The organism is Pseudomonas sp. 5.2 (assembly GCF_059025405.1).
In genome coordinates this window covers 473,865-488,829 of the sequence record NZ_JBYBHH010000001.1, presented here as the reverse complement: position 1 = coordinate 488,829, position 14,965 = coordinate 473,865, and the positions used below count along the sequence as shown (strand labels likewise).

Sequence of the window (14,965 nt, the reverse complement as noted above, 5' to 3'; positions counted from 1 at the left end):
CCGCGCAGCCCTTTCGCGACACAAGGCCGCTCCCGCAAAGGCACTGCGAGATGTTTTTATAGGCCCGACCTTTGGTCAGCCACCCGACCCGGGCGCTTTTTTCATGTATGATATGCGCCCTTCCAAAAGCCTGACTGTCCGAGAACACCCCATGCAGCTTTCCTCGCTCACTGCGGTTTCCCCTGTAGACGGCCGTTATGCCGGCAAAACCCAGGCCTTGCGCCCCATTTTCAGCGAATACGGCCTGATCCGTTTCCGCGCCCTGGTCGAAGTGCGCTGGTTGCAGCGCCTGGCCGCCCACCCGCAGATCGGCGAAGTGCCGGCGTTCTCCGCCGAAGCCAACGCCCTGCTGGACACCCTGGCCACCGACTTCAAGCTCGAGCACGCCGAACGCGTCAAGGAAATCGAGCGCACCACCAACCACGACGTCAAGGCCATCGAGTACCTGCTCAAAGAGCAGGCTGCCCAACTGCCTGAGCTGGCCAAGGTTAGCGAGTTCATCCACTTCGCCTGCACCAGCGAGGACATCAACAACCTGTCCCACGCCCTGATGCTGCGCGCTGGCCGCGACGACGTGCTGCTGCCGCTGATGCGCCAGATCGCCGACGCCATCCGCGCCCAGGCCCACGCCTTGGCCGACGTGCCGATGCTGTCGCGCACCCACGGCCAACCGGCTTCGCCGACCACCCTGGGTAAAGAGCTGGCCAACGTCGTGTACCGCCTGGAGCGCCAGATCGCTCAGGTAGCCGCCGTGCCACTGCTGGGCAAGATCAACGGCGCCGTGGGCAACTACAACGCCCACCTGTCGGCCTACTCGCAGATCGACTGGGAAGCCAACGCCCGCGCCTTCATCGAAGACGAGCTGGGCCTGCAGTTCAACCCGTACACCACGCAGATCGAGCCGCACGACTACATCGCCGAGCTGTTCGACGCGATCGCCCGCTTCAACACCATCCTCATCGACTTCGACCGCGACGTCTGGGGCTACATCTCCCTGGGCTACTTCAAGCAGAAGACCGTCGCCGGTGAAATCGGCTCGTCGACCATGCCGCACAAGGTCAACCCGATCGACTTCGAGAACTCTGAAGGCAACCTGGGTATCGCCAATGCGCTGTTCCAGCACCTGGCCAGCAAGCTGCCGATCTCGCGCTGGCAGCGCGACCTGACCGACTCCACCGTGCTGCGCAACCTGGGCGTGGGCTTCGCTCACAGCGTCATCGCCTACGAAGCCAGCCTGAAGGGCATCGGCAAGCTGGAAGTCAACACCGCACGTATCGCCGCCGACCTGGACGCCTGCTGGGAAGTCCTGGCCGAGCCGATCCAGACCGTCATGCGCCGCTTCAACATCGAGAACCCGTACGAGAAGCTCAAAGAGCTGACCCGTGGCAAGGGCATCACCCCTGAGGCGCTGCTGACCTTCATCGACGGCCTGGACATGCCAGCCGACGCCAAGGCCGAGCTCAAGCAGCTGACCCCTGCCACTTACATCGGTAACGCGGCAGCGCAGGCCAAACGCATCTAAGCTGACCGTCGCGTTCAACGCCCGGCTTAGCCGGGCGTTTTTATTCCCGTACGAAAATTACGTTTTTTCAATAGGTTGAACATGAATCCTGATACTCCACTGCAGCTGCTGGGCGGCATCTCGGCCCGCGAATTCATGCGCGACTACTGGCAGAAGAAGCCCCTGCTGGTACGCCAGGCCTTCCCCGACTTCATCAGCCCGATCGAGCCCGACGAACTGGCCGGCCTGGCGCTTGAAGAAGAAGTCGAATCGCGCCTGGTGCTCGAACACGGCGAGCGCCCGTGGGAGCTGCGCCGCGGCCCGTTCGAAGAAGAAGTCTTCGCCACCCTGCCCGAGCGTGACTGGACCTTGCTGGTACAGGCCGTGGACCAGTTCGTACCGGAAGTGGCCGAACTGCTGGAAGAATTCCGCTTCCTGCCCAGCTGGCGCATCGACGACGTGATGGTCAGCTTCGCCGCCCCGGGTGGCAGCGTCGGCCCGCACTTCGACAACTACGACGTGTTCCTGCTGCAAGGCCACGGCAAGCGCAACTGGAAGATCGGCCAGATGTGCAACAGCGACAGCCCGCTGATCGAGCACGCCGACCTGCGCATCCTCGCCGACTTCGAACAGAGCGGTGAGTGGACCCTGGAACCTGGCGACATGCTCTACCTGCCGCCGCGCCTGGCCCACTACGGCGTAGCCGAAGACGACTGCCTGACCTACTCGGTCGGCTTCCGCGCGCCAAGCGCTGCCGAAGTGCTGACCCACTTCACCGACTTCCTCGGCCAGTTCCTGCCAGACGAAGAGCGCTACAGCGACGCCGACGCCCAGCCGGTCAGCGACCCGCACCAGATCCAGCACGACGCCCTCGACCGCCTCAAAGGCCTGCTCGACAAGCACATGGGTGACAAAGACCTGCTGCTGACCTGGTTCGGCCAGTTCATGACCGAGCCGCGCTACCCGGAGCAGGTCGTGGGTGAAGAGCTCACTGAGGAACAGCTGATCGAAGCGCTGGAAGATGGCGCCATCCTGATCCGCAACCCAAGCGCGCGCATGGCCTGGTCCGAACTCAACGACGACCTGATGCTGTTCGCCAGCGGCCGCAGCTGCCCATTGCCGGCCAAACTGCGTGAACTGCTGAAGCTGGTCTGTGCTGCCGATGCGTTACACATCGAAAACCTTGCAGAGTGGCTGCAGGATGAAGATGGCCTTATGCTGGTACAGCAGCTGATCAAACAAGGAAGCCTGGGATTCGCCAATGAATAAAATTCGTGTGCGCCTCGCTGACTGGCATAAGGACAACGCCGACATCCGCCGCATCCGTGAGGCGGTGTTCATTGCCGAACAGCATGTACCACCGGAGCTTGAGTGGGACTCGGACGATCCGACCGCGGTGCACTTCCTGGCCCTGGAGGGTGACTACCCGATCGGTACCGCCCGCCTGCTGCCTGACGGCACCATCGGCCGGGTTTCGGTGCTCAAGGATTGGCGCGGCCTGAAGGTTGGCGATGCACTGATGAATGCGGTCATCGTCGAGGCCCAGAACAGCGACCTGAAGCAGCAGATGCTCAGTGCCCAGGTACACGCCACGCCGTTCTACGAGCGCTTGGGCTTTCGCGTAGTCAGCGAAGAGTTCCTTGAAGCCGGCATCCCGCATGTGGACATGGTGCGCGACTCTCGCGCCTGATCCATATGCAGTGGTTTCACTGACCCCTTCGCGGGGCAAGCCCGCTCCCACAAGTCTTGCACTGATCCTGAATGCAGTGGAGGGCTTGTGGGAGCGGGCTTGCACCGCGAAGAGGCCAGCAAAGACAATACATCTCCACTGACAAAAACCTGTACATCCATCCAGATAAAACTTGCCTCTGCGCCCCTGCTTGCGCATCCTAGTGCCCATCACCCCCGATGAAGCGTGCTCGGCCATGCGCCTGTTCCTCTGCGAAAAACCCTCCCAGGCAAAAGACATCGCCAAAGTGCTCGGCGCCAACCGCAAGGCCGACGGCTGCTGGCAAGGCACCGACGTCTGCGTCACCTGGTGCATCGGCCACCTGCTCGAAACCGCCCCGCCCGACAGTTATGACGAACGCTACAAGCGCTGGAACCTCGCCGACCTGCCGATCATTCCCGAAAAATGGAAGATGCTGGTCAAGCCTAAGACCGCCAGCCAGTTCAAGGCCGTCAAACGCCTACTAGGCGAGGCGCGCGAGCTGGTCATCGCCACCGACGCCGACCGCGAAGGCGAAATGATCGCCCGCGAACTGGTCGAGCACTGCCGTTACCGCGGGCCGATCCAGCGCCTGTGGCTGTCGGCCCTTGATGAAGCCTCCATCCGCAAGGCCCTGGCACGCCTGCTGCCGGGCCAGGAAACCTTCAGCCTTTATCACTCGGCGCTGGGCCGCTCCCGCGCCGACTGGCTGATCGGCATGAACATGAGCCGGCTGTTCACCTTGCTCGGGCGCCAATCCGGCTACCAGGGCGTACTGCCGGTAGGCCGGGTACAGACCCCGACCCTGCGCCTGGTGGTGGACCGTGACCGCAGCATCGCCGACTTCGTCCCCGTGCCGTTCTGGGCCATCGACGTGCAACTCGAACAGGCCGGCCAGAGCTTCAATGCCCAGTGGCGGGCCCCGGAAGATGCCTGTGACGACCAGGGCCGGTGCCTCAACCAGGCGCTGGCGCAACAGGCTGCCGCCGACATGGGCAATGCGGGCACTGCCCGCGTGGCCAAGGTGGCGACTGAACGCGTACGCGAAGCCGCCCCCCTGCCCTTCGACCTGGGCACCCTGCAGGAGCTGTGCTCAAAGAAGTTCGGCTTCGGCGCCCAGGAAACCCTCGACATCGCCCAGGCCCTGTACGAAACCCACAAGCTGATCACGTACCCGCGCAGCGACTGTGGTTACCTGCCGCTGAGCCAGCACGCCGAGGCCCCCGCCATCCTTGCCGCTCTGCAGCGCGCCGATGGCAGCCTAGCGCCGCTGCAGGCTCACCTGGAGCCCCAGCGACGCTCCCGCGCCTGGAACGACGCCAAGGTCAGTGCCCACCACGGCATCATCCCCACTGCCGCGGCCAGCGACCCCTCGCGCCTGCCCGCCAAGTTCAAGGCGGTCTATACCCTCATCCGTGCCCGTTACCTGGCGCAGTTCCTGCCCAACCACGAGTACGACCGCACCCAGGCCGATTTCGACTGTGCAGGCCATGCCTTGCGTGCCGTGGGTAAGCAAATCGTCGAGCCTGGCTGGCGCCGTGCCTTGCCCGAGGCGCTGGCCCCGGCCAAAGGCCGCGAGGCGCCGCCGGCCCAGGTTCTGCCAGCCCTGCGCGAAGGCCAGGACTGCAACGTACAAGGGCTGCAACTCAAGGACATGTGGACCCAGCCACCCAAGCCCTTTACCGAAGGCGACCTGATCAAGGCCATGAAAAACGTCGCCAAACTGGTGGATGACCCGCGGTTGAAGCAGAAGCTCAAGGAAACCACGGGCATCGGCACCGAAGCGACACGGGCCAGCATCATCCAGGGCCTGCTCGACCGTGGTTATCTGGTCAAGAACGGCAAGGCCTTGTCCGCGACGCCCGCAGCCTTCAGCCTCATCGACGCCGTACCCAGGGCCATTGCCGACCCCGGGACCACGGCCATCTGGGAGCAGGCACTGGACATGGTGCAGAGCGGTGAAATGAGCCTGGAAGAGTTCGTCGCCCGGCAGTCGGCCTGGATGGGCAAGCTGGTCGAACGCTGCAGCGGCATGCGCATGACCATTACCGCGCCTGCGGCCGGCGCCGCACCACCTTGGAAAAAGAAGCGCCGGGGCGGCAGCAAAAGTAAAGCCACCGGAAGCAAACCAGCAGCAGGCAAGCCAAGGCAACCTCGTAAAAAGGCAGCGACCTAAAGCCTGAACAGTACCTGTGGGAGCGGGCTTGCCCGCGAAGAGGCCGTCACAGGCGGCACCAAAACACAGCAAAAGCACAAAACCCGACCAACGAACTGGCGCCGTGAAATTTACCTGCTAAATTTTCATGAAAATAATCACAATAATTTTCATGAGGCACCGGCATGTTCAAGCAATCCGCGCAACACATCGCCAGCTATTACGCCCAGACCTACCCCACCCGCATACCCCTGCGCCCCACCCTGCAAGGCCGCCACGACACCGATATCCTCATTGTCGGCGCAGGTTTCAGCGGCCTGCACACCGCCCTGAGACTGACCATGGCCGGCAAGCGTGTCACGCTGCTGGAAGCCAGCCGTGTGGCGTGGGCCGCTTCCGGCCGCAACGGCGGCCAGGCGTTGCTGGGCTGGTCGTGCGACATGCCACCGCTGGAGAAGGCCCTTGGTGTAGAACGCACCCGGCGCTTGTGGGACAGCATGTGCTGGGCCGCCGATGAAATACGTGAGCTGCCACAGCGCCATGGCTTCGATATCGACTACCGGCTTGGCAGCTTATGGACAGCCGTGCTGCCGCGCCGCGTAAAAATGCTTGAAGAAGCCCTGCACGACGCCGAAACCAAATGGGGTTATGACGCCCTGCGCCTGATAGGGCGCGACGAGCTGCCCCAGTGGATCGACAGCCCACGCTACCAAGCCGCGCTGTATGACGCCAAAGGCGCCCACCTCAACCCCCTCAAGCTCGCCCAAGGCCTTGCCAGCACTATCGAGGCAGCCGGTGGCCACATTTTCGAGCAAAGCCAGGTGCTCGGCTACCAGCAGACCGGCAACGGTTATGTGACCCGCACTGAGCATGGCGAGGTACACAGCCAAATCCTGGTACTGGCCTGCAACGCGTACATCGACCGCCTCGACCCGGCCCTGTCGCGCCGCTTGCTGCCCGTCGGCTCCTACCAAGTCGCCACCGCGCCCCTGGAAGCTGACGTCGCCAAGTCATTGTTGCCGCGCAACAGCTGCGTGATCGACAACCAGTTCGTACCCGACTATTTCCGCCTTACCCCCGATAACCGCCTACTGTTCGGCGGCGGCTGCACCTACCTGGGCGGCATCCCCAAGGATGTGGCCAGCGCCACCCGCCCCTACCTTGAACGGGTGTTCCCGCAGTTGGCCGGCGTGGCCATCGACTATGCCTGGGGCGGCCACATCGACTGCAGCATCCAGCGCACCCCCGACATCGGCCGGGACGGCGAGCGCTATTGGTTACAAGGCTTCTCGGGCCACGGCGTGCTGCCGACCCTGGCCGGGGCGCGGGCGGTCAGCGATGCGATCCTTGGCAACGATGACCTGCTGGCGCTGTACCAGGGTATCGATAACGGCCGCTTCCCAGGCGGCGACTTGATGGCCGCACCGCTGGAAGCCGCAGCCAAGGCTTGGTACAGGTTGCGCGACCATGTCTGATGAAGTTCAAACACTGGCGGTGCTGATTCGCGACCTGCGCAAGCACCGCGGGCTGACGCTCGACGAGCTGGCCAGCAAGGTCAAGCGCTCACTGGGGTTTCTGTCCCAGGTCGAGCGCGGTTTGTCACGGCCAACCGTGGCCGACCTGACCGCAATCAGCGAAGCGCTGCACGTACCGACCACCTACTTCTACCAGGCCGGCCAACCCCGGCCGCTGGACTGGGTTACCCGCCCGGGCGAGCGGCGCACCATCTACTACGCCGAAGGCATCAGCGACGTGCTGGTGTCGCCTACCTTGAATGGTGGCTTTTCCATGCTCGAAAGCCACTTGGCGCCCGGCGCCAGCAGTGGCGAGGGGCACCTGAACGACAGTTCCGAGCAAGGCGGTTTCGTCCTGGAAGGTGAGCTGACGCTGTGGCGCGATGGCCACGCCGAGGCCGTCACACTCCGGCGCAACGACAGTTTTCAGCTGCCGCCGCACAGCCAGTTCCGCTACGCCAACCTGACCGACCAGACGACCCGGGTTCTCTGGGTCTTCCGATGAGAGCACAGCATGACCATCACAACAGGTTTTCCCGATCTGCTCAGTGAAGTACGCGCCTTCCGTGCCCGCTACCCCGAAGTACGCCATGTCGACCTGCTGAGCCTGGACATCCCCGGGCATTTCTACGGCAAGCGCTACCCCGTCGACATGCTGGAAAAGGTCGCCGCCGGCAGCCCGCTGAAACTACCGCAGAACTGCGTGTTGCTAGGGGTACAGGGCGGGTTGTTCCCGATCGGTGACTACTGTTTCAGCGACGGCGACCCAGATGCCGTGCGGCGCCTGATCCCCGGCACCCTCAAACCAGTCCCCTGGGAGCGCGAGCCACTGGGGCAGATGCTGATCAGCTCCGACGGCACCGCCGCCCCCATCGAGTTCGAGCCCCGGGAAGTGCTCGCCCGCGTACTGCAACGCCTGGCACGGCGTGGCATTCGCCCGGTGGTGGCGTTCGAGCTGGAGTTTTACCTGTTCGAGCGGGCACTGAAGGAAGGGCTGCCGCAGTTCCCCCGCGACCCGTTTAGCGATGACCCGGACGATCAGCCCAACATGCACATCGAGCGCCTGTCACGCTTCAGCGACGTGCTGCGCGACATGGTCGAAACAGCCAACGCGCAAGGGGTGGATGCCAACGTCATCACGGCCGAGCTGGGGCCGGGCCAGTTCGAGATCAATTTCGGCCACTGCGACGACGGCCTGCGCGCCGCCGACTGGGCTGCCCTGTTCTGCCGCAGCACCCGTGGCGTGGCGCTCAAGCACGGGCTGCGTGCTTCATTCATGAGCAAACCCTACCTGCACGCCCCTGGTAGCGGCATGCATGTACACGTCAGCCTGTACGACAACGACGGCAACAACCTGCTGGCTGCCGATGGGCAACGCCCGCTGCGCCATGCGGTGGCGGGCTGCCTGGCGGTCCTGCCGCACTGCATGCCGATCTTTGCAGCCAACCACAATGCGTTCCGTCGCTACGGCGCCATGGTCAACGCCGCCAGCCGTGCGAGTTGGGGCTATGAAGACCGCGATGCGTGCATACGCATTCCCGAGTCCGATGTGCGCAACTTGCGCATTGAGCATCGTCTGGCTGGCGCGGACGCCAACCCGTACCTGGTGCTGGCGGCGATCCTGTGCGGGATGGAGCATGGGCTGGATGCGGCGCAGGAGCCGATCACACCGCTAAACGAAGACCGCGGCAGCGGCATCGACTTCCCCAAAGACATGCTCAGCGCAGTCACCGCGATGCGCAGCCACCCCGCAGTGAATGAGGGGTTGGGGGAAGAGTTCGTGATGGTGTATTGCGAGAACAAGCGGCAAGACCACCTGGCATTCATGCAAGAAGTCAGCGCCAGGGAGTACCGCTGGTTCCTGTAATGGCTTGACTGCCAGTGCCGACCCTTTCGCGGGGCAAGCCCGCTCCCACAGGTTTACTACCAGGTTAAAGACGGTGATATACCTGTGGGAGCGGGCTTGCCCCGCGAAGAGGCCAGTACTGACAACACAGAAATCTCTCCTACTCTCAATAGCTCACTCCCACAGGTTTACTAGCAGGTTAGAGACGGTGGTATTCCTGTGGGAGCGGGCTTGTCCCGCGAAGAGGCCAGTACTGACAACACAGAAATCCCTCCTATTCTCAATAGCTCACTCCCACAGGTTTACTAGCAGGTTAGAGACGGTGGTATTCCTGTGGGAGCGGGCTTGTCCCGCGAAGAGGCCGGTACTGACAACACAGAAATCTCTCCTATTCTCAATAGCTCACTTGGCAATCCCCTGCACGGAGGAGACGCGACCATGAGCTACGTAACCACGAAGGATGGCGTTCAGATCTTCTACAAAGACTGGGGCCCGCGCGATGCGCCGGTCATTCACTTCCACCACGGCTGGCCGCTCAGTGCCGATGACTGGGATGCCCAGTTGCTGTTCTTCCTGGCCCAGGGCTTTCGCGTAGTCGCCCACGACCGCCGCGGCCATGGGCGCTCCAGCCAGGTGTGGGATGGCCATGACATGGACCACTACGCCGATGACGTAGCCGCCGTGGTCGACCACCTGGGCATCCAGGGCGCCGTGCATGTCGGCCATTCCACGGGTGGCGGCGAAGTGGTGCGCTACATGGCACGCTACCCCGGCGACAAGGTGGCCAAGGCGGTACTGATTGCTGCAGTGCCACCGCTGATGGTGCAGACACCGGCTAACCCGGGCGGCCTGCCCAAGTCGGTCTTCGACGGCTTCCAGGCCCAGGTCGCGAGTAACCGGGCGCAGTTCTACCGCGACGTGCCCACGGGGCCTTTCTACGGTTACAACCGGCCCGGGGCCAAACCGTCGGAAGGCATCATCGGCAACTGGTGGCGCCAAGGCATGATCGGCAGTGCCAAGGCGCACTACGACGGCATCGTGGCGTTTTCGCAGACTGACTTCACCGAGGACCTCAAGCGCATCACCCAGCCGGTGCTGGTAATGCACGGTGACGATGACCAGATCGTGCCTTACGAGAACGCGGGCCCGTTGTCGGCCAAGTTGCTGCCTAATGGCACGCTGAAGACCTACAAAGGGTATCCGCACGGCATGCCGACCACCCATGCCGATGTGATCAATGCGGATTTGCTGGCGTTTATACGGAGTTGATGTAACCCCCTGTAGCGGCCCTTTCGCGGGCAAGCCCGCTCCCACACGACTTTCACTGCCTTCGAACCGGTGAAAACCTGTGGGAGCGGGCTTGCCCGCGAAAGGGCCCGCATTGGCAACATACAGCCGCCAGGACTAACATGTGGCACTTCTAGCGCGGCTGTTTGCCGCGCCCTTGCCTTCCTGTGTGCACAAAAAACCAATGCCCTTCGAACTCACCGTAGAACCCCTCACCCTACTCATCCTGGCCCTGGTCGCCTTCGTCGCCGGCTTCATCGACGCCATCGCCGGCGGCGGCGGCCTGCTCACCACCCCGGCCCTGCTCACCGCCGGCATGCCGCCACACCTGGTGCTGGGCACCAACAAGCTCAGTTCCACCTTCGGCTCGGCCACGGCCGGCTTCACTTACTACAAGCGCAAACTGTTCCACCCCGCGCAGTGGCGCCCGGCGTTGTTCGCTACCCTGGTAGGCGCCTCGCTGGGCGCGGTGATCGCCCACTACCTGCCCGCCGAATGGCTGAACAAGATGCTCCCAGTCGTGGTCTTCGCCTGCGGCGTCTACTTGCTGTTCGGCGGCACGCCCAAGGCGCCGCTGGATGCCGACGCACCGATCAAGAAGAAATGGCAGGTCCCCCAAGGCTTCACCCTGGGTTTCTACGATGGCGTGGCAGGCCCCGGCACTGGCGCGTTCTGGACCGTGAGCACCCTGCTGCTGTACCCGATCGACCTGGTGCGCGCCAGCGGTGTGGCGCGCAGCATGAACTTCGTCAGCAACATCGCGGCGCTGACGGTGTTCATCATTTCCGGGCAGGTGGATTATGTCGTCGGCCTGTGCATGGGCCTGTCGGTGATGGTGGGTGCGTTCTTCGGCGCACGCACGGCGATCAGCGGCGGCAGCAAGTTCATCCGCCCGGTCTTCATCACCGTGGTGCTGGCGCTGACCGTGCGCCTAGCGTGGCAGCACTGGTTCGGGCAGGCCTAAGCGTTCAGCCACGTACAAATCGATCAGGTACCGGGCGATGGAGCGCCCGGCCGGCAGCGGCGGCAGGTCATGCACGCTGAACCACTGGGCATCCTCGATCTCGTCGGGCTGCATGACGATCTCGCCGCCCGCGTACTCGGCATGGAACCCCAGCATCATCGAATGCGGGAACGGCCAGCACTGGCTGCCGACGTAGCGGATGTTCTGTACCTCGACCGCTACCTCTTCACGCACTTCGCGCACCAGGCAATCCTCGGCCGACTCGCCGGGTTCGGCAAAGCCCGCCAAGGTGCTGTAGACACCGGTGACGAAACGCGGCGAGCGGGCCAGCAGGATCTCGTCACCGCGGGTGACCAGCACGATCATGCTCGGCGAAATGCGCGGGTAACTGCGCAGGTCGCACGGCTGGCAGTACATCGCCCGCTCCCAGCGGATTTGCGTCATCGCCTGGCCGCAGCTGCCGCAAAAACGGTGCTCGCGTGCCCAGGTACCGATCTGCGCGGCATAACCCAGCACCTTGTACAGGTCGAAATCGCCTTCGAGCATGAACGCGCGCAGGCCACGCCAGCTGCAACCCGCCAGGTCGGTGGCGCTGCGCAGTTCGAGCAGGAACACCGGCTCGCCATCGAAGTGACCGATACCATGCTCGCACAGCACGTCCAGGTCCTGGCGCTTGAGCCATTCGCGGGGGAACAGCGCGCCATTATCGTCCACCAGGAACCCTTCCGGGCTGCGGGCGACGGCCAAGCCCCCGGTGATCTGCGGGTCGAGTACTGCGGTAGTCCAGCGTGCTGACATGTCGGGGTTCCTTGCTGCGCGCCCCCCGACCCAGTCAGTCGGCGAACGTCGGTTTCTGTTTGCTCATGTGCGCCGCCACGGCCACGCGCAGGTCTTCAGACTGCAGCATCGCGGCGTTCCAGGTGGCGATGTATTCCAGGCCATCGTCAATGCGATGGTCACGCATGTAGCTGAGCATTTCCTTGGTGCCGGCCACGGCGATCGGCGATTTTGCGGCAATCTCACGGGCGATGGCAAAGACCCCGTCAAGCAGCGCGGCCTGATCATCATAGACCCGGTTGACCAGGCCGATGCGCAGCGCCTCATCGGCCTCGACGTTGCGCCCGGTGAATGCCAGCTCGCGCATGATGCCGTCGCCAATGATACGTGGCAAACGTTGCAGCGTGCCGACATCGGCGGCCATGCCCATGTCGATTTCCTTGATCGAGAACTGCGCATCTTGGCTGCAGTAGCGCATGTCGCACGCCGAGATGAGGTCGATGGCGCCCCCAATGCAGTAGCCCTGGACTGCCGCCAGCACCGGCTTGCGGCATTTGTCGACGGCATTGAACGACGCCTGCAGGCGCAGGATGGTGCTGCGCAGCAAGCGCGCATTACGGCCAACGTCCTTGCCCAACTGGCCGGCCAGCGAGGCTAGCATCATCAGGTCGATGCCGGCAGAGAAATGCTTGCCCGCACCGCTGATGACAACGGCGCGCACCGCATCGGTGTCGTCGACCCACTGGAAGATGTCGATGATCTCCTCCCAGAAGGCAGCATTCATCGCGTTGACTTTCTCGGGGCGGTTGATCTGGACGTGGGCGATGCTATCAGTCAGTTCAACCTTGAACGCGCTGTACTCGGTCACGGGCGGCACTCCTGCTGGGAAAGGGTCATAACGCAGGATGTTAACCCAGCCAGGAGGCCGCACTTGTGCCAAAAGCAGGACGGCAAATCTTGCCTAAGTCGGCACGATCCGGCACCGTGCGCCATCGCTGAATCATAAGGATACATATTCATGCCCCGCTCCCTGCCCGGTGCGCTCGCCCACAACTTCCTGGGCCAGTCACCGCTTTGGTACAAGGCTGTCATCGGCCTGTTCCTGGTGCTCAACCCTTTGCTGCTGCTGACTGCAGGCCCGGTCACGGCGGGCTGGGTGCTGGTGATCGAATTCATCTTTACCTTGGGCATGGCGCTGAAGTGCTACCCGTTGATGCCGGGTGGCTTGTTGCTGGTCGAAGCACTGCTGCTCGAGATGACCACCCCGCAGGCCCTGTACGAAGAGCTGCTGCACAACTTTCCGGTGATTCTGCTGTTGATGTTCATGGTCGCCGGCATTCACTTCATGAAAGAGCTGCTGCTGTTCCTGTTCTCGCGGATCTTGCTGGGTGTACGCTCGAAGGCGGCCCTGTCGCTGCTGTTCTGCGTGCTGTCAGCGTTCCTCTCGGCCTTTCTCGATGCGCTGACAGTCACGGCAGTGATCATTAGCGCTGCAGTAGGCTTCTACGCGGTCTTTCACCGCGTTGCCTCGGGCGCCAACCCGCGTGAAGAAAGCGCGCTCGACAGCGACCAGCATATCCCGCAACTGCACCGTGAAGACCTCGACCAGTTCCGCGCCTTCCTGCGCAGCCTGTTGATGCACGGTGCGGTCGGCACTGCATTGGGCGGCGTGTGCACGCTGGTGGGCGAACCACAGAACCTGCTGATCGGCCATGAGATGGGCTGGCACTTCGCCGACTTCTTCCTCAAGGTCGCCCCGGTGTCGTTGCCAGTGCTAGGCGCCGGGCTGCTGACCTGCGTAGCGCTGGAAAAACTGCGCCTGTTCGGCTACGGCACACTGATGCCTGAACGCGTACGCCAGGTGCTGGCCGCCTACGCCGCCGAAGATGACGCCGCGCGTACGCCGGCCCAGCGTGCCGCGCTGTGGGTACAAGGCAGCGCCGCGCTGATCCTGATCATCTGCCTGGGCCTGCACATTGCCGAAGTGGGCCTGATCGGCCTGCTGGTGATCGTGCTGATCACTGCGTTCACCGGCATCACCGACGAACACCGCCTGGGCCGCGCCTTCCAGGATGCCATGCCGTTCACCGCGCTGTTGGTGGTGTTCTTCGCCGTGGTCGCGGTGATCCATCAGCAGCAGTTGTTCAGCCCGCTGATTGCCTGGGTACTGGCGCTGCCCGCCGAACAACAACCGGGCATGCTGTACCTGGCCAACGGTTTGCTGTCGGCGATCAGCGACAACGTGTTCGTCGCCACCATCTACATTACCGAGGTCAAGCAGGCCTTCATGAACGGCGGCATGAGCCGCGAGCATTTCGAGACGCTAGCGGTGGCAATCAATACCGGCACCAACCTGCCAAGCGTGGCGACGCCGAATGGGCAGGCGGCGTTTCTGTTCCTGCTGACCTCGGCGATTGCACCGCTGATTCGCCTGTCGTATGGGCGCATGGTGTGGATGGCGCTGCCCTATACCGTGGTCATGGGTGGCCTGGGCTGGTGGGCGGTGACTTACTGGCTGTAAAACCTGGCGGCGTGGGGATATTCGATACAACTTTTCCCGCACGCCCGCATCGAAGCAAAGGTAAATCCCCATCCGCTTCAAGGAGGTTCGCTATGGCGATGCGCACGGCACTGATGCTTTCCTGCATGACCCTTGCCCTGGTCGGCTGCGCGGGTTCGAACGATGAACACCGCACGCCGCCGTCCACCCAGCAGGTCGACCTGCAACGCTACCAGGGCACCTGGTATGAGCTGGCGCGCTTGCCGATGTTCTTCCAGCGCAACTGCGTGCAATCCGAAGCGCGTTACGGCCTGCGTGAGGACGGGCGCATCGACGTCAACAACCGCTGCAAGGAAAAGGACGGCCAGTGGAACGAGGCCAAGGGCATCGCCGAAGCCCAGCAACCGGGCAAGACCGACAAGCTCTGGGTGCAGTTCGACAACTGGTTCAGCCGGCTGGCTCCGGGCCTGACCAAGGGTGAGTACTGGGTGCTTTACCACGACAAGGACTACCGCGTGGCCCTGGTCGGGCACCCCAACCGCGAGTACCTGTGGTTGCTCTCACGCACGCCTGCAATCACCGACCAGGAACGCGAGCAACTGCTGTCGATTGCCCGCAAGCAAGGCTACGACACCAGCAAGCTGATCTGGCGCCAGGAAGGCTAGCCCGCTGCACGGCTGGCACGTCGACGACGCGGGGCAATCAGGCTAAGG

The 14,965-nt window shown here is 63.4% G+C and carries 13 protein-coding genes; 11 read left to right on the top strand and 2 right to left on the bottom strand.

The annotated features are described in order from the left end of the window. Nucleotides 1–151: 151 nt before the first annotated feature. From purB to AC5PZ0_RS02065, 9 genes are all read left to right on the top strand, one after another. Nucleotides 152–1,522 carry an adenylosuccinate lyase gene (gene purB, locus AC5PZ0_RS02105; RefSeq protein WP_027592742.1) on the top strand — a complete coding sequence of 457 codons (1,371 nt, stop codon included), beginning with the start codon at nucleotides 152–154 and terminating at the stop codon, nucleotides 1,520–1,522. 81 nt (nucleotides 1,523–1,603) lie between these two features. Continuing rightward, nucleotides 1,604–2,770: a ribosomal protein uL16 3-hydroxylase gene (locus tag AC5PZ0_RS02100; RefSeq protein ID WP_027592743.1), complete on the top strand. Its 1,167-nt coding sequence runs from the start codon at nucleotides 1,604–1,606 to the stop codon at nucleotides 2,768–2,770. After that, nucleotides 2,763–3,191, top strand: a complete 429-nt coding sequence (locus AC5PZ0_RS02095) for a GNAT family N-acetyltransferase (protein WP_027592744.1) — start codon at nucleotides 2,763–2,765, stop codon at nucleotides 3,189–3,191. The genes AC5PZ0_RS02100 and AC5PZ0_RS02095 overlap by 8 nt, the downstream gene beginning before the upstream one ends. Nucleotides 3,192–3,426: 235 nt before the next feature. Then, nucleotides 3,427–5,385 (top strand): DNA topoisomerase III, encoded by a 1,959-nt coding sequence (locus AC5PZ0_RS02090; protein WP_493854382.1) that lies wholly within the window; start codon nucleotides 3,427–3,429, stop codon nucleotides 5,383–5,385. A gap of 164 nt (nucleotides 5,386–5,549) precedes the next feature. Continuing rightward, on the top strand, nucleotides 5,550–6,839 hold the full coding sequence (locus tag AC5PZ0_RS02085; RefSeq protein ID WP_493854197.1) for an NAD(P)/FAD-dependent oxidoreductase: 1,290 nt from the start codon (nucleotides 5,550–5,552) through the stop codon (nucleotides 6,837–6,839). Next, on the top strand, nucleotides 6,832–7,383 hold the full coding sequence (locus AC5PZ0_RS02080) for a helix-turn-helix domain-containing protein (protein ID WP_493854196.1): 552 nt from the start codon (nucleotides 6,832–6,834) through the stop codon (nucleotides 7,381–7,383). Before AC5PZ0_RS02085 ends, AC5PZ0_RS02080 begins: the two co-directional genes overlap by 8 nt. A gap of 15 nt (nucleotides 7,384–7,398) precedes the next feature. Beyond that, nucleotides 7,399–8,745 carry a glutamine synthetase family protein gene (locus tag AC5PZ0_RS02075; RefSeq protein WP_493854381.1) on the top strand — a complete coding sequence of 449 codons (1,347 nt, stop codon included), beginning with the start codon at nucleotides 7,399–7,401 and terminating at the stop codon, nucleotides 8,743–8,745. A gap of 417 nt (nucleotides 8,746–9,162) precedes the next feature. Next, the gene (locus AC5PZ0_RS02070) at nucleotides 9,163–9,993 is read left to right on the top strand and encodes an alpha/beta fold hydrolase (protein WP_186681216.1); all 831 of its coding nucleotides are present in this window, start codon (nucleotides 9,163–9,165) and stop codon (nucleotides 9,991–9,993) included. Nucleotides 9,994–10,195: 202 nt separating this feature from the next. Next, on the top strand, nucleotides 10,196–10,975 hold the full coding sequence (locus tag AC5PZ0_RS02065) for a TSUP family transporter (RefSeq protein WP_027592751.1): 780 nt from the start codon (nucleotides 10,196–10,198) through the stop codon (nucleotides 10,973–10,975). Here the strand turns inward: AC5PZ0_RS02065 and nudC are convergent. Beyond that, entirely contained in the window at nucleotides 10,943–11,773 is an 831-nt protein-coding gene (gene nudC, locus AC5PZ0_RS02060) for an NAD(+) diphosphatase (protein WP_454243234.1), read from the bottom strand. The two genes, AC5PZ0_RS02065 and nudC, sit on opposite strands and share 33 nt — an antisense overlap. Before the next feature lie 34 nt (nucleotides 11,774–11,807). Then, a complete protein-coding gene (locus AC5PZ0_RS02055) occupies nucleotides 11,808–12,620 on the bottom strand; it encodes a crotonase/enoyl-CoA hydratase family protein (RefSeq protein ID WP_099428805.1) in 813 nt (270 codons plus the stop codon). Between the two features lie 150 nt (nucleotides 12,621–12,770). Between AC5PZ0_RS02055 and nhaB the strand changes: the two genes are divergently transcribed. After that, nucleotides 12,771–14,273: a sodium/proton antiporter NhaB gene (gene nhaB, locus AC5PZ0_RS02050; protein ID WP_027592754.1), complete on the top strand. Its 1,503-nt coding sequence runs from the start codon at nucleotides 12,771–12,773 to the stop codon at nucleotides 14,271–14,273. A 92-nt stretch (nucleotides 14,274–14,365) separates the two neighbouring features. After that, the gene (locus AC5PZ0_RS02045) at nucleotides 14,366–14,917 is read left to right on the top strand and encodes a lipocalin family protein (RefSeq protein WP_454243232.1); all 552 of its coding nucleotides are present in this window, start codon (nucleotides 14,366–14,368) and stop codon (nucleotides 14,915–14,917) included. The last annotated feature ends 48 nt before the right edge of the window (nucleotides 14,918–14,965 follow it).

Coding starts and splice junctions, on each gene's coding strand:
- AC5PZ0_RS02085 (WP_493854197.1), top strand. CDS start 5,550: ATGTTCAAGCAATCCGCGCAACACATCGCCAGCTATTACGCCCAGACC.
- AC5PZ0_RS02095 (WP_027592744.1), top strand. CDS start 2,763: ATGAATAAAATTCGTGTGCGCCTCGCTGACTGGCATAAGGACAACGCC.
- nhaB (WP_027592754.1), top strand. CDS start 12,771: ATGCCCCGCTCCCTGCCCGGTGCGCTCGCCCACAACTTCCTGGGCCAG.
- AC5PZ0_RS02090 (WP_493854382.1), top strand. CDS start 3,427: ATGCGCCTGTTCCTCTGCGAAAAACCCTCCCAGGCAAAAGACATCGCC.
- AC5PZ0_RS02080 (WP_493854196.1), top strand. CDS start 6,832: ATGTCTGATGAAGTTCAAACACTGGCGGTGCTGATTCGCGACCTGCGC.
- purB (WP_027592742.1), top strand. CDS start 152: ATGCAGCTTTCCTCGCTCACTGCGGTTTCCCCTGTAGACGGCCGTTAT.
- AC5PZ0_RS02045 (WP_454243232.1), top strand. CDS start 14,366: ATGGCGATGCGCACGGCACTGATGCTTTCCTGCATGACCCTTGCCCTG.
- nudC (WP_454243234.1), bottom strand. CDS start 11,773: ATGTCAGCACGCTGGACTACCGCAGTACTCGACCCGCAGATCACCGGG.
- AC5PZ0_RS02100 (WP_027592743.1), top strand. CDS start 1,604: ATGAATCCTGATACTCCACTGCAGCTGCTGGGCGGCATCTCGGCCCGC.
- AC5PZ0_RS02070 (WP_186681216.1), top strand. CDS start 9,163: ATGAGCTACGTAACCACGAAGGATGGCGTTCAGATCTTCTACAAAGAC.
- AC5PZ0_RS02065 (WP_027592751.1), top strand. CDS start 10,196: ATGCCCTTCGAACTCACCGTAGAACCCCTCACCCTACTCATCCTGGCC.